The 21,364-nt window shown below is 53.3% G+C and carries 18 protein-coding genes; 7 read left to right on the top strand and 11 right to left on the bottom strand.

Annotated features, from left to right (window positions below):
• Positions 1-37 precede the first annotated feature (37 nt).
• Genes PKOR_RS15900 through PKOR_RS15885 form a run of 4 tightly spaced genes read left to right on the top strand, consistent with a single transcriptional unit; the run spans position 38 to position 7,175 of the window.
• On the top strand, positions 38-3,250 hold the full coding sequence (locus PKOR_RS15900) for a SusC/RagA family TonB-linked outer membrane protein (protein WP_046312036.1): 3,213 nt from the start codon (positions 38-40) through the stop codon (positions 3,248-3,250).
• Between the two features lie 10 nt (positions 3,251-3,260).
• On the top strand, positions 3,261-4,640 hold the full coding sequence (locus tag PKOR_RS15895; RefSeq protein ID WP_046312034.1) for a RagB/SusD family nutrient uptake outer membrane protein: 1,380 nt from the start codon (positions 3,261-3,263) through the stop codon (positions 4,638-4,640).
• Between the two features lie 17 nt (positions 4,641-4,657).
• A complete protein-coding gene (locus PKOR_RS15890; RefSeq protein WP_046312032.1) occupies positions 4,658-5,119 on the top strand; it encodes a protein-disulfide reductase DsbD domain-containing protein in 462 nt (153 codons plus the stop codon).
• Between the two features lie 4 nt (positions 5,120-5,123).
• Entirely contained in the window at positions 5,124-7,175 is a 2,052-nt protein-coding gene (locus PKOR_RS15885; RefSeq protein ID WP_052738900.1) for a protein-disulfide reductase DsbD family protein, read from the top strand.
• 249 nt (positions 7,176-7,424) lie between these two features.
• Here the strand turns inward: PKOR_RS15885 and PKOR_RS15875 are convergent, their stop codons facing one another.
• The 4 genes from PKOR_RS15875 to PKOR_RS25085 form a co-directional block, all read right to left on the bottom strand.
• Entirely contained in the window at positions 7,425-7,694 is a 270-nt protein-coding gene (locus PKOR_RS15875) for a hypothetical protein (RefSeq protein ID WP_148561716.1), read from the bottom strand.
• A 44-nt stretch (positions 7,695-7,738) separates the two neighbouring features.
• The gene (locus PKOR_RS15870; RefSeq protein WP_052738899.1) at positions 7,739-8,218 is read right to left on the bottom strand and encodes a MauE/DoxX family redox-associated membrane protein; all 480 of its coding nucleotides are present in this window, start codon (positions 8,216-8,218) and stop codon (positions 7,739-7,741) included.
• Positions 8,219-8,412: 194 nt separating this feature from the next.
• Entirely contained in the window at positions 8,413-9,015 is a 603-nt protein-coding gene (locus PKOR_RS15865; RefSeq protein ID WP_148561715.1) for a Crp/Fnr family transcriptional regulator, read from the bottom strand.
• A 42-nt stretch (positions 9,016-9,057) separates the two neighbouring features.
• The gene (locus tag PKOR_RS25085) at positions 9,058-9,213 is read right to left on the bottom strand and encodes a hypothetical protein (RefSeq protein ID WP_158453786.1); all 156 of its coding nucleotides are present in this window, start codon (positions 9,211-9,213) and stop codon (positions 9,058-9,060) included.
• Positions 9,214-9,357: 144 nt separating this feature from the next.
• Here PKOR_RS25085 and PKOR_RS15860 point away from each other — a divergent pair, with 144 nt between their 5' ends.
• The 3 genes from PKOR_RS15860 (at position 9,358) to PKOR_RS25080 (ending at position 11,526) form a co-directional block, all read left to right on the top strand.
• Positions 9,358-10,422, top strand: a complete 1,065-nt coding sequence (locus PKOR_RS15860) for a sensor histidine kinase (protein ID WP_046312025.1) — start codon at positions 9,358-9,360, stop codon at positions 10,420-10,422.
• A complete protein-coding gene (locus PKOR_RS15855) occupies positions 10,419-11,144 on the top strand; it encodes a LytR/AlgR family response regulator transcription factor (RefSeq protein WP_046312024.1) in 726 nt (241 codons plus the stop codon). The genes PKOR_RS15860 and PKOR_RS15855 overlap by 4 nt, the downstream gene beginning before the upstream one ends.
• A 244-nt stretch (positions 11,145-11,388) precedes the next feature.
• The gene (locus tag PKOR_RS25080; RefSeq protein ID WP_158453785.1) at positions 11,389-11,526 is read left to right on the top strand and encodes a hypothetical protein; all 138 of its coding nucleotides are present in this window, start codon (positions 11,389-11,391) and stop codon (positions 11,524-11,526) included.
• 408 nt (positions 11,527-11,934) lie between these two features.
• Here the strand turns inward: PKOR_RS25080 and PKOR_RS15850 are convergent, their stop codons facing one another.
• The 7 genes from PKOR_RS15850 to PKOR_RS15820 form a co-directional block, all read right to left on the bottom strand.
• On the bottom strand, positions 11,935-15,012 hold the full coding sequence (locus PKOR_RS15850) for a lantibiotic dehydratase (protein WP_158453784.1): 3,078 nt from the start codon (positions 15,010-15,012) through the stop codon (positions 11,935-11,937).
• A 642-nt stretch (positions 15,013-15,654) separates the two neighbouring features.
• On the bottom strand, positions 15,655-16,059 hold the full coding sequence (locus PKOR_RS15845) for a hypothetical protein (protein WP_046312021.1): 405 nt from the start codon (positions 16,057-16,059) through the stop codon (positions 15,655-15,657).
• A 17-nt stretch (positions 16,060-16,076) separates the two neighbouring features.
• The gene (locus PKOR_RS15840; RefSeq protein WP_046312020.1) at positions 16,077-18,272 is read right to left on the bottom strand and encodes a peptidase domain-containing ABC transporter; all 2,196 of its coding nucleotides are present in this window, start codon (positions 18,270-18,272) and stop codon (positions 16,077-16,079) included.
• A gap of 15 nt (positions 18,273-18,287) precedes the next feature.
• The gene (locus PKOR_RS15835) at positions 18,288-19,283 is read right to left on the bottom strand and encodes a hypothetical protein (protein WP_046312018.1); all 996 of its coding nucleotides are present in this window, start codon (positions 19,281-19,283) and stop codon (positions 18,288-18,290) included.
• 47 nt (positions 19,284-19,330) lie between these two features.
• A complete protein-coding gene (locus tag PKOR_RS15830; RefSeq protein WP_046312016.1) occupies positions 19,331-20,698 on the bottom strand; it encodes a radical SAM/SPASM domain-containing protein in 1,368 nt (455 codons plus the stop codon).
• 168 nt (positions 20,699-20,866) lie between these two features.
• Complete coding sequence (locus PKOR_RS15825) at positions 20,867-21,058, bottom strand: hypothetical protein (protein ID WP_046312015.1); 192 nt, start codon at positions 21,056-21,058, stop codon at positions 20,867-20,869.
• Positions 21,059-21,134: 76 nt separating this feature from the next.
• On the bottom strand, positions 21,135-21,326 hold the full coding sequence (locus PKOR_RS15820) for a hypothetical protein (RefSeq protein ID WP_046312013.1): 192 nt from the start codon (positions 21,324-21,326) through the stop codon (positions 21,135-21,137).
• Positions 21,327-21,364: the final 38 nt, after the last annotated feature.

Raw genomic sequence — 21,364 nt, 5'->3', positions numbered from 1 at the left:
CAATACCATTTCTAACCTTTATAAACCATAAAACCTGATGAAAAGAAGTTTACCATTGTTGCTGCTGCTCATGGCGCCTGCCTGCCTGTATGCGCAGCAGCGCCTGGAGGGCACGGTGCGCGCCGACAAAGGTGCCATCCCCCTCGAAGGAGTCTCCGTCCTTCTCAAAAGCGGGCGTGCCGGCACTACCACTGATATGGGCGGCAGTTTCTCACTGCCCGTCACCAGCCTGCCCGACACGCTGCTGGTGACGCTCCTAGGATTCGAATCCCGCGAACTTCCCCTGCCGTCCCTTCCCGTTTCCCCCTTGCAGCTCACGCTTGCTGAACGCAGCACCAGCCTGCAGGAAGTAGCTGTCGTCTCCACCGGCTACCAGGACATCCCGCAGGAAAGGGCCACCGGCTCCTTTACCCAGGTGGACCGGGAGCTGCTCACGCGCAGCACCAGCCCCGATCTGATCAGCCGCCTCGAAGGCGTTACCAACAGCCTGGCCTTTGACCGCCGCGGCATGTACAATGAGCGCACCGACAGCAAGCCCGAACTGCGTGTGCGGGGCCTGAGTACCCTCTACGCCAGTTCTGCGCCGCTCCTTGTGGTGGATAACTTCCCCTACGAAGGGGATATCGCCAACATCAATCCCAACGATGTGGAAAGCGTGACCATCCTCAAAGATGCGGCAGCCGCCTCCATTTGGGGCGCGCGTGCCGGGAACGGGGTAATCGTCATCACCACCAAACGAGGCAGCTACCGCCAGGCCCCACAGGTGTCCTTCCAGACCAACGTGCAACTGGCCGAGAAGCCCGATCTGCACTACAGCCGCAGCTTCCTGCCCGCCTCCGACTTCATTGACATCGAGCGCCTCCTCTTTGAGCGGGGTTTCTACCCGGAGAATGATCGCAGGACGCTCTCCCCAGCCGTGGAGACCTGGATACAGGAGCGTGATGGCCAGCTCTCAGCAGCGGAAGCCAGCGCCCGTATCAGTGCCATGCGCCAGGTAGACGTCCGGGATCAGGCACTGGAGCACCTCTACCGACCGGCCCTACAGCAGCAGTTCGCCCTGAACCTAAACGGCGGGAGCGCCACCTACCGCTATTACCTCTCGGCCGGCTATGACCGCGGGCTCTCCAGCCTGATTGGTAATGAGGACCGCCGTGTGACGCTAAATAGCCAGAACACCTTTCAGCCTCTGCCCGGACTGGAGCTCTCAGCTGGTCTAAGCTACACCGGTCGTGAGGCTGAAGAGAACGGGTTGGGCATCAGCGGGCTGAGCACCGCCGGCTGGACCAACATTTACCCGTATGCCCGGCTGGCCGATGACGCAGGCAATGCCCTGCCCATCGTGCGGGACTATCGCAGCGCTTACACAAACAGGGCAGCAGAAATGGGCCTGTTGGACTGGCAGTTCCGTCCCCTGGATGAGATCCGGCTCCGCGACAAGACCAGTACGGCTACAGAGACGCGGCTGAACGGAAGCCTTGCCTATGAGCTGTTTCCGGGCCTGAAAGCCCGTGCCCTCTACCAATACCAGCAGCAGGGCAACCGCACCACCGATCTGAACTCTGTCAAGACCTATTATGCCCGCAACCTGATCAACCGCTACACCCAAGCCGATGGTACCCGCATCATTCCCCAAGGCGGCATCCTGTCCGAGTGGTCCGGCAGCCAGGCAGCTCATTCCGGGCGCCTGCAGCTCGATTATGTGCATGCGGTGGGCAGGCAGGGCTTCCTGAGCGCCCTGGGTGGCGCCGAAATACGGCAGACACGCCAGATCAGCTACCCGGGTTCTATTCTCTATGGCTATAACCCGGAGGTGGCGCAGGGACAGACGGCACTGGATTTCCTCTCCTTTCACAAAACCCTACCCACCTCCGGAGCCCGCATTCCCGCTCCCAGCACCCAGCGCCAGGAACTTACTGACCGTTTCCTCTCCTACTATGCCAATGCCTCTTATGTCTTCCGCGACCGCTATACCCTTTCAGCCAGCAGCCGCTGGGACGCCTCCAACCTCTACGGGGTGAAGACCAACCAGAAGGGTGTGCCGCTCTGGTCAGCGGGCCTGAGCTGGCTCGTGAGCGAGGAGCCCTTCCTGCAGCAGGACTGGCTTTCCCAACTCAAGCTACGCGCCACTTACGGCCTGGCCGGCAACACGGATAAGGGCGTGACAGCCTATCCTACGGTTTCCTATGTATCGGCGGATGCCCTGACCCCCCTTCCTTTTGCCATTCTGCGCAGCGCGGGCAACCCGCAGCTGCGCTGGGAGAAGACCGCCACGCTCAATACTGGCCTGGACTTTGGTTTCTTCCGCAACCGTCTTACAGGCAGCTTGGAGTACTACCGCAAGCAGGGCACGGACCTGCTAGGCGACGTGTTCATCGACCCGACCTCCGGCATCATCTCCGGGCCTAACGGTTTTGTGCGGAACCGGATCAATTATGCCGACGTGCTAACCACCGGCTGGGACCTGGCGCTCCGCACCGACAACCTCACCGGTGCCTTCGGCTGGCAAACGCACCTGCTGACAAGCCAGGTACAGAGCGAGGTCACCGGCTATGAGGAAAGGCAGCGCCCTGCCGTCAGCACCAACACCTATTTCTTTGCCAGCCCGCCCCCTGTCGTAGGCAAACCTATTGCAGCCTTATACAGCTATCCTTGGCATGGCCTCTCACCCGAGTCAGGCGATCCGCTTGTACCTGTTGACGGGCAGCTAGGCACCAACTACAGCGCCTATCAGCAGAGCCTGACGCAGGAGGACCTTGTCTACCATGGCAGCGCCGTGCCCCGGTGGTTTGGCAGCCTGCGCAATACCTTTACGTGGAAAGGCTTTTCCCTGAGCGCCAACCTCACCTGGAAGGCAGGTTATTTCTTCCGGCGGAACAGCATCGACTACAGCCTTCTCATCAATAGTGGAGTAGCCCATGTGGACTACCAGGACCGCTGGCAGCAGCCCGGGGACGAGGCTCGCACCCAGGTACCCTCACTGCCTGCCTCCCTCAACTATAGCCGGGAGAGCTACCATACCTACAGCGAGTTGCTTGTGGAGAAGGGAGACCATGTGCGGCTGCAGGACGTACGCCTGGGCTATGACTTTATCGGGGAGCGCCTTCCCTTCCGCGAACTGAAACTGTTTCTCTATGCCCGTGACCTGGGCATCCTCTGGCGGGCCAACGCCTATGACCTGGACCCGGATTATGTAAATACGACCTATCCGCCGGCACGCAGCCTGTCTGCCGGCCTGCAGTTAACCTTTTAAGCCATCAACGATGAAAAATAGAAATCTATGTACTTGGACCCTGTGCCTGCTATCCCTGGCAGCACTGCCTTCCTGCGAAAAGGATTTCCTCGAGCTCAAGCCTGACAAAACCCTCGTGGTGCCTTCCACCCTGGAAGACCTGCAGGCACTGCTGGACCACGGCGCCGTGATGAACAGGGGCACTTCCCATGCACTTGCCGCGTTCGGCTCCGATGACTACTATGTCTCCACGGCTACCTGGCAGCTGCTGCCCCGACCGGAGGAAAAGAACGGCTATATCTGGGCCAGGGAAGTGTATGAGGGCCAGCCGGTGAACGACTGGGACTACGCCTATCGCCGTATCCTCTATGCCAACACCGTGCTGGAGGGGCTTACAAAGCTCACGCCCGCTCCCGCGCAGCAGGAGGCTTGGAACCAGGCGAAGGGAATGGCCCTCTTTCATCGTGGCTGGGCATTCTTTCAGCTGGCGCAGCTCTTCGCCAAGCCTTATGATGCGGCCACCGCAGCGCAGGACCCGGGCATCCCGCTGCGCCTCTCTGCCGACGTAGGAGCCGTACCGACGCGCCAGTCCGTGGCCGAAACCTACCGTCAGATCCTGGAGGACCTGCAGACAGCCGAGGCCCTGCTGCCGGACCACCCCATCGTGCCGCAGCGCCCGGGCAAGGCAGCTGCCCGCCAAGTGCTGGCCCGCACCTACCTGCAGCTCGGGGAATATCCCCAAGCGCTGACCGCCACGGAAAATGCCCTCCAGCTAAGCAGTGCCCTGCTCGATTATAACACCCTGGACACAAACGCTGCCTTTCCCTTCCCCACACAGGGAGTCGGGAACCCGGAGATAGTCTTTTACAGCAACCAGTATGCGCTGGAGATCCTGTATCCCGGGCGCGTGCAGGTAGACTCGTTGCTGTACCAATCTTATGACACGCTGGACCTGCGCCGGCAGGCCTTCTTCTACTACGAAGGGGATAAACTCACCTTCAAGGGATCCTACGAGGGAGCCTATAATTTGTCCACAGCCTTGACCACCGGGGAACTGTACCTGACCAAAGCCGAGTGCCTGGCCCGGCTCGGCCAGCCCGACGAGGCCCTGCATACACTAAACCAGCTGCTGGAGCGGCGCTATCGAGCGGGGTCGTTCGAACCCCTCACCACGGTTAACACACCGGATGTACTGGGCCGCATCCTGGAGGAACGCCGCAAGGAGCTGCTATTCCGCGGCCTGCGCTGGCAGGACCTGCGCCGCCTCAACAAGGAGCCCCGTTTTGCCAAAACCCTAGTGCGTCATATCGACGGCAAGCGTTATGAACTGCCGCCCAATGATCCGCGCTACGTATGGCCCATCCCTGATAATGTCGTGCAGGCAAGCGGTCTGCCACAGAACCCCCGTTAATTTTCAACTTTTAGCCTATGCCTACTTTAAAAATTGTTTTCCCCTTTCTGTGCTGGCTGCTTCTTTCAGGAAGCAGCCTGGCGCAGGGCCTGCAGCCCGTGCAGTGGACCTTCCAGGCAGAGCGCCTAGGGCCCCAAACCTACCAGGTACTGCTGACTGCCACAATGGATACTCCCTGGGTGATCTACTCGCAGCACACCCCGGAGGGAGGCCCGCTTCCTACCACCATCACCTTTGAGCCCAACCCCATGGTGCTGCCCCTGGGTAGCACCATGGAAAAAGGGATGCGTCAGCAAAAGCAGGACAGGACCTTTGGCGTGAAAGTGCGTTACTACCGCGACACGGTCACCTTTGTGCAGCAGGTAAAGTTGCGCAGTCCTGTCACCACGGCCCTGTCGGGCACCGTGGAATACATGGCCTGTGATGCCACGCGCTGCCTCCCGCCCCAAACCGTAGCCTTCACCATACCCTTGGACTAAACTGATGACCTGGATTACTAAACCTTGGCTCCCCCTCTTCCGCCCGTGGGAAATATTGCCCCTGCTGTTTGTCTTGAGCCTGGCAACCGCCTCGGCTCAAAGCCCGGTAAAGTGGCAAGTTTCAGCAGAAAAGGAAGCTGATAACAGGTACACCCTGACGCTCCAGGGTATTATCAAGCCAGGCTGGCACGTGTATGCCCAGCGGGATGAGGCCTTGGGCCTGGAGGAACTGCGGCTAACAGCAGATGCACCACAGCTTAACCTGGAAGCACCCAAGCCGCTGGTATCGCTCCAGCGCCTGCAGGACCCGCTCTTAGATAACCAGGAGGTCGCTGTGTACCGCGACACCCTGGCACTGGAGCAGCGCCTCTGCCTGCAGGGTCCCGTGCCGGCTTCCCTCTCCCTCACGCTCACCGGCTTTGCCGCCACAAAGGATACTTTCCTGCCCCTGCGGGAGGAGCTGCGCGTCACCTTGTCCGGAGGACAGGAGCACAGTGCGGCCCTGTCAGGCAGCCTGCAACTGGCATCGCTGGACCTGGCCCGGGCCTCGGCCTGTGGGGAGCAGGCAAGCCATGACGGGTCTATCCCTACGATTTTCCTGCTGGGATTCCTGGGAGGGCTGCTGGCCCTGCTCACCCCTTGCGTCTTTCCCATGGTGCCGCTCACCGTCACCTTCTTTACCAGCCGGGCTAATGGCAGGCGGCAGGCTCTGCGGCATGGCGCACTCTTTGGGTTAAGCATTCTTGCCATCTACCTGGCCTGTAGCCTGCCTTTCCACGTGTTGGACGGCGTAGAACCGGGCATCCTGAACAGCCTTTCGACCAACGTGTGGGTGAACCTGCTTTTCTTTGTTGTCTTTGTTGGCTTTGCCCTATCTTTCTTTGGGATATTCGAGTTGGCTTTGCCCGGCAGGCTCACCAACAAGGCAGACGCCCAGGCAGGCCTTAGTAGTTTGGGCGGCGTCTTTTTCCTGGCGCTGACGTTGGTGCTAGTGTCTTTTTCCTGCACCGGGCCCATCCTGGGCACCCTGCTCGTGGGCTCCCTCACCGCTGATGGCGGGGCCTGGCAGCTAACGGCAGGCATGGCTGGCTTCGGTCTAGCCCTGGCCCTGCCCTTTGCCTTGCTGGCATTCTTCCCCCATTGGCTGCAGCGCCTGCCCCGCAGCGGAGGCTGGCTTCGCACTGTCAAACGCTCGCTGGCCTTCGTGGAGCTGGCCCTGGCGCTCAAGTTCCTGAGCAATGCAGACCTGGTCGCCCAGTGGGGGCTGCTCAAGCGGGAGATCTTCATCGGCTTGTGGTTGCTACTGGCTATTTGCCTGGGGCTGTACCTTTTGGGTATCCTGCGCTTTTCTGATGAGCCTGCCGAACAGGCCATTGCGCGGGTCCGCCGAATAGCTGGCCTGCTGACACTGATCTTTGCGCTTTACCTGGCACCGGGACTGAGCAATACCACACAGGGCAACCTGCGCCTGCTGAGCGGTTTTCCGCCTCCTTGGAGCTACAGTATATACAATCGTGGGGAGAAGGCTGGACAAAGTGGCTTCAACCAACATGTAGAAAATAACCTGGAGGTGGCCCTACAACTAGCCAGGGAGCAGCGCAAGCCGCTCTTACTGGATTTCACCGGCTACGCCTGCGTGAACTGCCGCAAGATGGAAGAGCAGGTGTGGACAGCGCCTCATGTGGCCCAGATTCTCCGGGAAGAAGTGATCCTGGTGTCCCTCTATGTAGATGACCGGCGCCTGCTTCCTCCTGCTGAGCGCTTTGTCTACACGAGCCCTGAGGGGCAAACCAAGGAAATTCGCTCGGTGGGAGAAAAGTGGTCTACCTTCCAGGCCCAGCACTTCGGCCAGGTGACCCAGCCCCTCTACGTGCTACTGAGCCCGGAAGAGCAACTGCTCAACCAGCCGGTAGGTTATACCCCGGATGACAGGCAATACGAAGCCTGGCTTCGCTGCGGCTTATCCAACTGGTCCGGGCAAGGATACGGGAGTGCTGCCCTACACTATCCCCTTACAGCAGAGAGTCTCCTGCCTTCCAGGCTTATGAAGCAATAATGAGAGCTAGTGTTTGTGTTGGTTGTGGGGGCAGGTCATTGTACCGGCCTCCCTCCTTCCCTTAGCAGCCCGAAAAGATAGTTTAAGGTGAGTTTTGGTTGTATAAAAGGCGTCCAGGTTTTGCCGGGGCGCCTTTTCCATGTACTTTTTCCTGCTCCCCCGGCAGTCTATGTCCCCAAAGCAAAACAGGTACCCCAGGCCGTCATGCATACAGCCCAGCGTACCTGCTTGGTTGACTAAAGCTAGCCCTTAGAATTGGCGATAAGCTTTATCGATTACCTGACCGTTGGCTTCAGCCTCAGGCACCGTCTCTGGGATCGGTTCGTTTGCATTCAGCCTTAGCTGCACCATGCAAAGCTCTTTGATATTGGTGGTTTCGCAATCACCGCTCGGTCCAGCCGTCGGATTGCCGATGGCGTCTCCTTCTACCAGGTACCAACCTGACTGAAGAGTGGCTGGCGCGCTGAAGGCCATGGTGCCGCCTGCTACCAACACAGCAGCCAGCGCGAGGAAATTCACTTTAAGTTTTTTCATGGTTGAATATTTTAGATTTGTGAAAATGATTATCTGCCGCCACTTCGGTAGGCCGCCGCACCTGAAGAGGAAGCTCTCCCGACCTCACCTCTTCCTTTTCGCTTCATACATAGGGAAAGTCCATAGCCCGCCAGCACGGTGAACAGCAGGTTAAACACTAGGTGCTCCTGCCAGCCCAGTTGGCTGAGTACCCCACCACAGGCACAGGGCAAGTCCTGCCAAACACCCCATACAGCCAAGGCCACATAACCGGTAAAAAGCAGCATCAGCCCTAAAGAGAACCAAAGCCCCGCCAGTTCAAAGCGCCGAAAAACTAGCAGCCCTGCTACCAACAGCTCAGCGACAGGCAGTGCCCAAACCAGATGGGAGGCTAGCCAGAAGGGCAAAGGCTGCCGTTCAAGCTGCGCAGCAAAAACCTCCACCTCGAGCAACTTGCTCACTGCCGCATACACCCAAAGCGTGATCAGGAATAGCTTTATCCAGGTTAAGCGGTTCTTCACTTTTTTCATGCTGCTGTGTGCGTTTAGCTTTCATAGGCCCACGGCACTTGCTGTCGTGCATGACTTGCCTGTCACCATCACACCGTCCGTTGAGAGCCTGATGTAAAGGTAGTTACACGGATTTCCAAAACTGTTTACCCAATGTTATGAAAGGCAGTATTATATGTTTCGAAATGAGGAAACAAAGGATAAGGCTGAAGCTGCTAAGGATGGCCGTTCTCGCGTATCAGCCGGCTCAGCGACTGAGGTGTCACGCCTAGGTAAGAGGAAATCACCTCTTTAGAGACTTTCTGCTCAATCCGGGGGTGGGTCTGCAGCAGGTCGATGTAGCGTTCCCAGGCAGAGCGCGTCAGCAGGTCCTTCGTGCGCTTTTTATGAAAGGCGCAATAATTCAAAATCAGTCCTCGTAGTAGGATTTCAGTGGCAGGCAGTAGCTCCACCAATTTGATGACTTGATTATAAGACAGGGACAGGAGTATGCTCTCGGGCATCACCTCCAAGTATAGGTCCGAAGGCCTGCGGTCAAAAAAAGGTTGTAACGGCACAGCCCAGGAAGCTTCATTCCATAAAAACAAAGTAATAGCCCGACCAGAGGCATCATCATAATAATACCCCCGCACTATTCCTTGACGAACGTAATAAAGATGCTCCGGAACCTGCCCTGCGCTCAGCAACAGCTGCCGCTGAGCAAACTGGCTCTCCGCCAGCGTATCTGAAAGGTAGGTATCAAGCTTCTCCAACACGCCTATGGCTTTCAGCTCCCTGGGTACGGGCCCTACAATGAGAGCCTGTATCAGTTGATTCATCTGCATCTGACACCTCCTTTGTGAATGATGAAAGAAGGTAGCTTAACGGGCAATACCGGTGAGCGTGGTGGCGGAAGTGGTAATAGTGACCGTCGTCGTGGTGGGATCGGTAGATGTAAAATCTCCCATCAGGCCCTGCCATCTAAAAGCAAACAGGGTCTTGGTATTGAGTGTGAGTTTGTTGTCTTTTTTCTTCATGACTTAATCTTTTAAAACAAACTTACAGCAGGCTGTGCTTTAACGGAAAAAATTTAGATAAACGGAGCCCCTCTTTACATAAAAATATCACTATATTGAAAAGAGTATGCGAGTAGACCCTAACCCACGATAACAAACTTTTCTATGGCACACTTCCCCTTCCACCGGGCAGGAACACATGTTCTGGCCTGGGCCATATTTATTGCCTATGAGGTCTCCATAATCTTCTTTACCTCCACTCCGCAGCGGGTATACTGGTGGGAATACCTGGGCTTCTACCTGCTCAACATCCTGCTGTTCTATGTGAATGCCCATGTGGTGCTTTCCTACGCTTTCCACCCTCGCAGAACACCCTGGCTGCTTTTACTGCTCCTGCCATTGGAGCTGGGCCTTTACATTCTCCTCCAATATGGGGTTGATTGGCTTTACAACCTGTTTCGTCCCCTGCCCAAGCCCCTGCTTTTTGAGCAGAAGTTCATCCTAAGCTATCTCTGGCGCGGCCTCTATTTTTTTGGTCTGAGTGCTACCTACTGGCTCGTCGGACGCACGATCGACAATATGAAGACGATCAACAAGCTGCAGGTGGAAAAACTCACTGCTCAGAAAGAGAAGGCCGAGCTGGAAAAGGATCTAGTTAAATCCCAAAACGCCTACCTGCAGGCGCAGATCAATCCGCACTTTCTTTTCAACACACTCAACTTCCTCTACAACCAAGTAATCGATGTGTCTCCCAAGGCAACGGAAGGGGTGCTCCTACTTTCAGAGGTCATGCGCCACTCCCTGGCGCAGCTGCACGAGGATGGCAAGTCAGACGTAGCCCATGAGTTGGAGCATATCCGCAAGTACATCGCCCTGAACCAGCTCCGCTTCCAGCACCCGCTGCAACTCCAGCTCCAGGCAGAGGGGCAGCTGCAGGGGCTCCGGCTGCCGCCCCTGGTCCTACTCACGCTGGTAGAGAACATATTCCGCCACGGGGACCTGTCTGATCCGGCCTACCCGGCCAGTATCTGCCTTCAGGTAGCGCACAACACCCTTTCTTTCCAAACCCGGAATAAGAAAAGAACCTCCTATGTCAAAGGAGGGCATCACCTGGGCCTGCAGAACACCCGTACCAGGCTGTTGAACGCCTACGGCCCCGAACAACAGTCCCTGGTTATTCAGGAAGACGAGCATTACTACACGGTACACCTTCAAATCAAACCTATATGATCACCTGTTATATTGTAGACGACGAAGCCCATGCCATCCAGATCCTGGCGCGCTATGTGGAACAAACCCCAGGGCTTGCCGTGGTGGGCTCTGCAGACAACCCTTTGCAAGCCCTACAGGCTATCAGTACCGGCCAGATTAGCCCGCAAGTGGTGTTTGTTGACGTGGACATGCCCCAGCTTTCCGGGGTAGAACTGGCAGAGTTCCTCAGCCCCTACTCCAGAATTGTATTTACCACCGCCTACGAGGCATACGCCCTGCAGGCCTTTGACAAGAACGCAGTGGATTACCTGCTCAAGCCCTTCACCTATGAGCGCTTCCTGAAGACTGTGCAGCGGATACAGCACACACCTACCCCCGCCTCCAGCCAGCGGGAGCAGGAATACTTCTTTATCAAAAGCGAAGTAAAGGGAAGGGTCACGCGCATCGATTTAAAGGATGTGCTGTATGTAGAGGCACTGGAGAATTACATCCGCATCCATACCGTGCAGGGCAAGCATGTCACCTACCTGACCATGAAGGAGATGGAGGCATACCTGCCCAAAGAGCACTTCCTGCGGGTGCACAAGTCCTATATTGTGCATACGCCTTATGTCAGGGCGGTGGAAGGCAACCAGATTATCGTGGACAATAAAGATACCATCCCCCTGGGCGCTATTTACAGAGCCGAATTTCTGGCGGAGGTGCATTCCCGGCTGTGGAAAAGTAAACGCTTACCTTGATGTAATTTTTCAAGGTAAAAGTCTAATATCACTTGTAGTGGAGTAGACATGCCCCCTAACCTGCGGATGGAAGGGTGTAGATGAGATTTCCTCCAGAGCCTTCGCTTTTGCGTTAGATGAGCAGGATATACCTTTAGAAGTCTGTTTAATCCAGGTTGTTGTAGAGAACAAGTTAGCAGCCTTCCCTGCTGGTAAACTGGTAGTCGTGGCCCCAGGTGAAAAAGAATGGACTGAAAGCATAAAAATGGCAGACGCGATCATACTTATAGAAGGCGTGGGAGGCACCTACACAGCAGGTGTCATAGCATTAGGTCAAGGAAAACCTATCTTGCCACTGGCGGACACCCGAGGAGATGCATTAAAGCCTTTCACGGAAGTATAGCTCAACAGGGATACATACTCTATTCCTTACCTGACTCTTCAGGATTTCAGAAAATTAGGTCGTGAAGCTCCAACTGTTCTAAAAGTACTCCCATAATTTCTCGTAAAGCTTAATACCTCACAATAAAAGTAAGCTAATTGCTGAAATATTATATACCCTTGGCTCTAGCATAGCCTATAATACAATTTTTACTTTTAGAATGTCTCTATCCTTGAAAAGGATGGTGAAAGCTAAGTCTGAATTAGGCAAGAAAAGATTAAACATGCATACTGAGCTTTTCTAATGATATAAGTAAGAGGGCGATACAATACATAGAAGGCATATGTACCAGAATAGCTCAAGTGCATCTCACGTGAGGCTAAACCGGTTAAGGGTAAACCTATAATATAACAGTACACTTTGCTATGGTTAGCAGGAGACTTTTGATTGCTTCTGACGAGCGGCAACCGACTGGTAATGCTTCCAAAGGCAATAGTACAGCACCAGCTCCTGCTGCCTTGGCTGATCTATCAGCAGGCGGTTCAAATGCATGTGCATCAAGTCAGAGATTAAGTGCTTTTTTCTTCCTGGCGGGAGAAACCTTGCCTGTTGGGCCGCATAGACTAAGGTCTCTTTAAAGCGAGCCTGCAGGCTTCTTGACTTTACTTTGGGTAACAAAACCTTACTGCCAACTCCTGGAAGAACTCCCGGCAGCTTACTGATTTCCCTGTATTTGGAGGCTAACTGTATTTTAAGCTCTTTCGTCTCACCAAATTCTCTGTAAAAGGAGGCATATAGCTGGCCCAGCAACTCCACCTTCCCGGCTACATCCAGACCGAAGGCGTCTAGGATAGTATCCATGCCTTCAAAAGCTAAGCGATAATACGAGTAATCAAACTCTGAGAAACGCGTACTTTTAATATAAGCTGTCACCAGGGTACTACTGGCACAGAACACCTGCTCCACTGCCTCGATAAGGGCTGGATGGTACCTTTCCAGCTCCCGCTCGTACACTGCCAACTGAAAGTCCCGGACAGCACCTTGCTGCAAGAGCATACCCAGCTTACGACTCATCTTGCCCAGCACGTCTCCTGCTCCATCCTTTCCCGCTGCCAAGCACAGCCGTACCCGCAAATGATAGGCAGGATCCCGGTAGCGCACAAAGAACCATTGGGTGATCTCCCCTTCTTTTTCGAGTCCCTTGAGCAGGGGGTTTAGTGTCTCAGCCAGGATGCTGTTAGCACGGGAAGGATGACAATAAACTTTAAAGTACAGCCAACCATCGCCCGGCACAAGCTTCCGCCTCTTCATCAGGGGTCTCCTCTTGGAAGAAGAATGTGGTCTGTGCTTATACACCGGCTGGTCATGATATGCGGCAGCCAGGAACTGATGGACGTAGGGCTGATGGGCACCATCTCTCACCGCTGGCGCTTTTTCACCAACGAAGGGAAACTCCCGAAGCGCCACCTCTGCCTTGCCCTTGATGTTGTCGAGCAGCAGCACGCGATCCTTCTCCTGCGCCAAATCAAAAACCAGTTGATGGTCATGCTGCGTCAGCGCCAGGTAAGGTGGCCAGTGCAGCTCTTTGGCCAAACGCATCAGCTGCTCTTGTTGCAGAGCGGTCGGCACCTGAAAGATCCGCTCCAGCTGCTCCTTCCCAAGATGCCAGCTTGCCAGCTGCAGGATAGCCTCTTTGAACTCCACCCGTGGATAATAACCAAGTCCAGGGAATAGGCGGCTCATATCCAGGCTGAAATTGCAGTGCAGCCCCTGGTACTGCAGGTCGCACAGAAAGCGGAACACGGCCAGATCATCCCGGACATAGTTAAAGGCAGACCCCAGGCGCGGCACGACCACCTTTTGCAGGCGCACGGACCATAATACTACCTCTCCCCTTTCCACGTGCACCCAAAGCTCAGACAGATGGATTTGTCGCTCCTCGGGAAGCGTGGACTGCACGAGTACCGGGATTTCATAAGACCTTATGGCAGCACGCCGGTCAATGTTGGCTGTGTGGGCATCACAGACATGGGCAATCTCAGCAAAAACGACCTCAGGGTTAGCCTGCTCCTCAGCCTGCGCGATCTCCCGCGCCATAACCTGCACAGACGCACTCAGGGGCGTAAACCTACCCAGCAATGCTGTCGCACTCACGCCACCTGCCTGTTCGATGTAAACCTGCTCCCCCAAAACCCGAAACAGCACCGCTGTGCTTGGAGGCAATACTCCTTTGCCTTCTCCGGCAGGAAGCTTTTCGATATCCTCCTCTGTCAAACGAATAGCTGCAGGATAAGTGCCGGCTGCCTGCCATTTATCCAGTAGCAGCGCATGCGCTGCAGACCACTCCACCACCTGTTTTTCCGTTCCAGGATTATCTAACGAAAGGCCTTCTAACAGCTTCGGCACCTGATAACTGACAGCGAGTTCCTCATACCCTATCCCAAGTTCTGGGTCAAGCGCCACAAGCAGGGGAACGGCGCGTCCCTCAAATTTTTTCTCAAAAGCCCTGACAAATTCTTTTAGCCCCGAAGGCGCTGCCTGCGGGACCAGCCGCTGCAGGCAGCGCAAGGCCTCCAGGATTTTCTTATGGTAGGAGGCACACAGCCTGTTTGCTGCTAAGCCTTTTTCCAGGTTTGCATAGACTGTTCCCTTGGAGTATCCTCCATCTGCTTGTAAGCGTACAAGGGCTTGCTGCAAACCTGCGCTCGTTTCTCCTGCCACCCGAATCTCTTCCAGTAATTCCTGCAAGTGCCGCTTTCTTGGCGTGTCTATTCCATGCTCGGCGCAAACATGGAGCAGGCGCTCCAGGTAGTCCTGCCCGGTAATATTCACTTCTAGCTCAGAGACCAACACCTGTTCTTCTAGCAGCTGCCCCACATACGCCTTACTCTCCTCTTCCTCCACAGCCGCCCTAAACGAGACAAAGTCCACTAAGGCCTGCTTAGAAGAGCCCTTCAGGCAAAACCGAAGCACCTCCTGAAGCAATCGGTCACTTTCCAAGCTATCAAGGGAAAATTTCCTTCTCTGCTGTTGCGCATCTTCAGCAAACCGTAGGTACCGATAACCACCCTGCACCTTATAAAGCGATGGGTTCAGTCTGTAGCGCAGGTAGGGAGCCAACTCCTCTGTTAATAGCTTCTCCGCCAAGCGCAAGGTATCGGCAAATGCCAGGCTGAGGTGCACCTGAGATGCCTCCTCTTCCAGCTGGAGGGGCTGCCCTGTGGCAGCTCCCCAGGAGGCGACGGAGAAACCGGAGAAAAGACCGAATGGCGTGGGACGGAAGCACATCCTGTTCAGGTATTTCTGCAGGCTTGCTTTTGCTTTCGGGGGCAGGGCCTCATAGTGGAACGATGTACTCTCTAATACCTGGAAAAGGGAGCGGCTGGCCAGCTGAAGGGCCGCCTGAAAATAAGGGTCTTGAACCAGCGAGCTTAAATCTGCCGTCGCGTAGGCAGTATAGGGGTAGGCAGGCGTACGCAGGAGTAGCCCGGGATAAAGTTTGATCATAGCCATATAGTAAGGTGCAATAGAACTGCTCCAATATAGCCAATTTGGAATATTTGGCCTAACGTTTATCTTGTAGATAAAGCCTATCCATTATATCCTCCACAAAGGACATGCTAGATCACTAGTTCACAAGCTTACCTTGGTTTGTGTTCCGCATAACCAGGAAAATACACCAAGTTTAACATCTCCCGCATGCGTGACCGCCCCGCAGGCTGTACAGGTACTCTATCTCCGTGTTGGTCAAGTTGACGCTTATATGTAGGCTAACAATATGGATCAGGGAATAGAAGGCCCAGGCATGCACCTCAGGTGACCATCACCTTGTCGCAGGCAATAGAGATCGGGTTGCGTAAGCAGAGCAGGATCCACTGCTGGAACAGGCCAAAATAAAGGCTGATTGATGTGCCTGGGTTGAGTCCCTCGTCTTGGGAGACGCTCCGGAAGAAGCTGGTCACATCTCTACTGATGGATAAATATTAACAACTTTACACTGAGTCGCTCACAGTATATATTGTTTCTAATTAATATTCAATTAAATGGTGTGGTTTTGAAAAAAGCAAAACCAGACACTGTCAACGTCATCTTGGATTATACTTAAAATAACCCAATCAGTACTGCCGCAATAGCCAACAAAGGTGCCGCTTATCTACTGTAATTGGCTAACACGCCTTTTAAAAAGTGCTCCTCCCTTAAGAATATTTTTCCTTCAAGTAATTCATCTTTCTCCCCTGCTTGCCCTAACCTTACCTGCACCTGGCGCCTTCCCTGAAGGATATTAGTAGATGAAATGCGGTACCTCCTTGAATCTCCATTTGGAAATAAGACTAGTACACTGTCTCCCACCGTAAAACTTTCCCCATTTACAGGCGCTGTATAGATGCTGCCTGTGGTGTCGCCCTCCTTTATTGACAGCAGGACATCCTGGTACACAGGGAGCTGCAACTCATTCAATCCCAACAGGATTAACAGAATGATAAGAAGCACAGTATAAGCTCCATATTTTACAACCCAGCCCCTTTCGTTGTAAATCGCCCTTTGAAACTCCATATTGCTGCGTCTAAAATTCAAACTCCAAGTTCAAGTTGGTTTCTCACCAAGTGAAAGTAGTGATGTCTATCTTTCACCAGGGAGCTGTGGTTTCCAATTTCTTCTATCTGACCGTTGTTCAACACGATAATTTGGTCTGCGTTCTTCACTGTACTAAGCCGGTGGGCAATAATAAAAACAGTCCTTCCTTTAAAAAAGTGATTCAGATTCTGAATGATCGTCTTTTCGTTGTCAGCGTCCAGGGCACTGGTGGCTTCATCAAAAAACAAAAACTGCGGGTCTTTGTAAACGGCCCTCGCAATCAAAATACGTTGTTTCTGTCCCCCACTCAGACCATTTCCCCCTGCCCCAATCTTTGTTTTGTACTGCTGAGGCAAGCCCTCTATGAAAGCCTGCATATTGGCTATCTTGGCGGCGTACCGCAACTTTTCCTCATCAATTTCATCACTCCCTGTAGCAATGTTACGGGCAATGGACTCTGAAAAAATATAGCCGTCCTGCATTACCACACCGCATTGACTTCTCCAACTGTTACTTGAAAAGCTACGCAGGTCCAGACCCTCGACTTCGATGCTGCCTTCACTCGGCAAATAGAACTTCAGCAACAGTTTCATCAGCGATGTTTTCCCACTGCCACTGGCACCCACCACCGCCGTCACTTTGCCTCTAGGAACACAGAAGCTGACATCTCTCAGTACAAAAGGAGAAGAAGGCCCTTCATACTGAAAACTAAGGTGTCGCACTTCAAGGGCCGTACCACCATGGTCGGGTAGCGGGATGGAAGTTAGCTGCCCTGGCTTTACCTCGTCTTCCTGCTGATGAATCTCCCCAAACCGAGCAATGCTTATGCGGGCATCCTGCAGGGATCTGAAAAAAGAGATTAATTGGCTAAGGGGTGAGTTCATCTGCCCAATAATATACATCACACTCATCATCGCTCCCAAAGTAATATGCCCCAGGATTACCTCCCGTGCTGCCAGAAAGGTCACCACTATGTTCTTCAACTGGTTAATCAGGGAAAACCCGGTCACCTGAAGCTGATCAACAGAAAGAATCCGGGCCTTAACCCGATACAATTTTAACTGCACCATTTCCCACTGGCGTCGAACGTAACGGTCGTAGCTGTTGAGCTTTATTTCCTCCATGCCATGGATAAGCTCGTATATGGACTCCTGATTTTCCGCTTTCCGCTGGAAAAGCAAATAATCCAGCACCTGCCGCTTCCTCAGGAACAAAAACATCCAGACTACCGAAACGAAGGTCAGCAGTGCGTAAGCAAGCAGGATCTTCATGTTGTAGATGCCTAATACCACAAAGAACACCGATAGGTTGACCAAGGAAAAAACAGCAAAAAGACTTTGGGATGTCAAGAAGTGTTCGATTCGCTCATGATCATGAATCCGCTGGGTAAAGTCACCCATCATTTTAGTGTCAAAAAACCGGATCGGCAGCCTCATCAGCTTGATCAGAAAATCAGAAATGATGGTTAAGTTGATCTTGGTGCCTACATGCAGGATGATCCAGTTGCGCACGATGTCTATGACAGCAGAACCAACAAACAGAAATAATTGTGCCAGCAGCAGGACGACAATGATGTTCATGCTCCTGGCGGCAATGCCCCTGTCAATGAGGCTCTGTGTCAAAAAGGGGAAGAGCAGTGTCACCAAGCTCCCCCCAACCAGGCACAGGATTAGTAGCAGAAGGTCCTTCCTATAAGGCTTCACATAGTGCATTAAAAAGGCTAAGCCCCTATCCTCCTCTTCCTCTGCCGGGATAGTCTCAAAGTCCTGGTTGGGTGTCAGCAGCAGGGCTATGCCCTTAGCCTCTTTGCCGCGCCAGCTTTTGTTAAATGCTTCTTCCGATAAGCTGACTCTTCCGTGACCAGGGTCTGCCACCTTAAAAGTAAGCCCCCTCCCCATGCGTTTTTTCCTAATCTCATACAGCACCACAAAATGATTCTGATTCCAATGTAGGATGCAGGGCAAGGGGGCATCTGCCACAAGACGCTCTAAACTAAGTTTGTAGCTGGACACATCATACCCTATGCTCTGAGCAGCTTCACTGATACCCAGCAGGCTCACGCCATCTTTTGTCAAGAATGCCTTCTCTCGCAGGCTGCTGATTGTATATTTCTTCCCATGATGGTAGGCGATCATCTGCAGGCATGCCGGGCCACAGTCCATCTGGTCATACTGCGGGAAAAACTTAAACATAGTGGCCGTGGCTTATTAATAGGTAAGAACTGTGCTGATGCGGCTTGGTTCAATCTTAAGGTTCTTTTGACAGTAGCTGTCAATAAGGGGGATAAGCTCCTTTCCCTCCTGCTGAGCCTCCAACGTCTGCAGCAACTGGTCCAGCAGAAAGGCCTGTAAAAACCGGGGGACATTTGCCAGGCCATCCTTCAAGGCATGTACCTCCTGAAGTTGCCTTGTCACATCACCTTCATCAAAGGCAGTCAAAGCTCGTATCGCGTGCGGGTATTCTTGTATGGGGCAAGCAGACCAGTCATGCCGTTGAGAAAGCGGTTGGACTATCTCTCGAAGCAAGTCGCTCCCGCTCCTCGGAACAAGATTGTCTACGCCTGTCCATAGCTTAGAGAAGACTGCATCCGATGTATAGTTCACCCAGTTAATGGCATTCTGCAGGTGCTGATCCTTCAGAAACTGAAAGTTCCCTTCCAGAATACCGTGAGTCTCTACCCCATTGGTTGCAAAAAGCAGGATAGCCCTGCCATACCGTATCAGTTCCTGTGGCTCCTGCATAGCAAAAAACACACGGTAGAAGTTGACGGTTTGTTCCATGGCATACTCCATCTTCAGGTCCTCATGCTCTCTGAAGAAAGATTCGGCAACCCGCTTTTCTTCTCCTAAGGAAGCCAAAGCCTTTTTATAGTCCTTTCGAGCATAATGGAAGTAGGCGACCATCGGGTGGTATAGAACTTGCAACGGCTGCCGGATGGCTTCGCTCAGTTCAGCATTCATCGTATCAACAAGGTTAATCCAATAGGCGGCGAGCTCCAGGGCCCCTTCCCGTGATAAGGCCAGGCATTTTTCATAGACATTAAAATGGTAGTTGATGTCCATCAACTCCGTTGTTGACAACTGACCTCTGATGACACCTTTGATATCCTCAAAAATGTGGTTCCTGTTATACTTAGCTTTTTTAGTCGGAGACTCTATTTCTCGTGCAATAGAATCCCCTATACCTGAAAGGATGTTTCGCATATAAATGAGATACAAGTGAATAAATTTTATTTCCGGGAAAGTCGGCGCTAAACAGACAGGCTTTCGTTGAGGTACTGGAGAACGAGCCTGTCTTCAATGTTGAATTTAAAAGAGGGGCATGCAGGCTTCCCCTTGTACCAGGAGATGGGACAGGAACCACCACAGACTGGCAACAGCTTGCAAGCCTTACAGTTGGCACTGTTATTCTTCTCTTGCCTTATGTCATTGTACCAGTCCCTGAGTGGTGCCATGTCGACCTTGTCCCAGTAAACACTCTCGGTATTATTTACATTGCCAATGACTAGGCCCTTGTCCTGTCCAAGCCCATCCGTGTAAGGCACCTCCCAGCAGTAGGAAATCTCCCCCTTTGCATCAATCAGCTCTGAATCAGCAGTGGTCGTCATGCAGGTGCTGTACTTGCGGGAAGGAATAATTCCAGACTTTCTAAACCCCAGCCGTCTCATTTTCATGATCCAGTCTATCTCAAGGGATACGAAGTCTTCCATGGCTATTCCAATGGTATCATCTGCATCATTATTGCCCCAATCATGTATCGGGGCGAAATCCATGTACACTTTGTTATGGATGCCGTGTTCATGTACGATATCTATCAGCGCATCCACCTCCTGGAAATTGTTCTTGTGAACGTTTACTCTGATGGTAATGGCACAATTCCGTTCCACGTATAAGGGATGGTTAACGGCCGTTACAATGTTCCGTAAAATGATGTCGAACGTCGGTTCCCCCGACTTAGTCATCCTGCTCTTGTCGTGCGTGGCAGCCACCCCATCCAGTGTTATCTGGTAATCGGTGACATGCGCCTTGGTTACAAGGTCAGTAAATATTTTTTCCTTTAGGCTCAGCCCGTTGGTAATCATCGATGCGCCATAGGCCATCTTCCCCTCTCGGGTCAATTCAATCAATTTTGCGCTCAATACCTGTATCGCTGTGTAACCCATCAGGGGCTCAGCGCCATACCAAGTCACATTGAGTCCCTCGTAGTCCCGGTCTCCCAGCTTTTTTTGGATGTGCTTGTATATGTTATCAGAAAGGCTCTGGCTAAGGGTGACATTCGTGTGGGACTGACCACAATAGTTACAACCCAGCTGGCAATTGGCAGTAGGTGTAATAACATAGTCGAGTGTTTTGTTTGTCTTCTGAGCAATCTGGAATTCACTTAGCACCTGGTTTACCTCGTCCTCAAACGCTGGCACCACGATCTCCGCCTCCAGCAGCTTGAGCAGGAATTCCGGATTGACAGCGTCAAAAGCTCCCTGCTGGATGTATTCCAGCGTCTGTTGCTCAATTACGGTGGCGGTGCCTGTTCGGGAGGAATAGATAATCCTTTTTAACTGCTCCGCGTCCTGGTTTATCGGCTCAGTGATGATGGTGTAATAGGAAAGTTTATAGCGCATTGTTTCCTGCTGTTCTGGTATCTGTGATTAATCATTAAATAATGCTTGCTAGTCCACTCCACACACACCCGGTGCCCCGTTCGGTATGTTGTGACCCGCCTTTCTAGAGAAGGTTGCGCAGTGCCCGGCGCAAATAGCTGGGCACTGCTGTTTAACCCTGATGAAGGACTAGCCTACCGGCTTTAGTTCTTCCTCAACCTCTTTTTCATTTGAGTTACAGGCACTGTTGGTGCCGCACTTGGTGGTACAGGGGGCGGCAAGGCCGCCGCGCACGGCGCGGATCACGGTGCCTTCCAGCGGCTCCACGTCGTTAAGCGCGTTGAAGCGCGCTAGGGCAAGCTTAAGGTTCTGGTTTTTCATAAAGGTTTTGATTTAGCAACACCCGCTTCACCATTTACTTGGCATGACGGGTGCTGCAGGTTGTTAAATCAGGAGACTACCCTATTTGCTGCTCCAGTTCCTCTTCCTCTTTTGCTTTGGAGTTGCAGGAGGTATTGGTGCCGCACTTGGTGGTACAGGGGGCGGCAAGGCCGCCGCGCACGGCGCGGATCACGGTGCCTTCCAGCGGCTCCACGTCGTTAAGCGCGTTGAAGCGCGCCAGGGCGAGTTTAAGATTGTGGTTTTTCATACTTGGGATAATAAGAATGTCATGTGCCTACTCTTTAA

It is taken from the genome of Pontibacter korlensis (genome assembly GCF_000973725.1).
Lineage (GTDB): Bacteria > Bacteroidota > Bacteroidia > Cytophagales > Hymenobacteraceae > Pontibacter > Pontibacter korlensis.
This window is presented reverse-complemented; position numbering and strand designations above follow the sequence as displayed.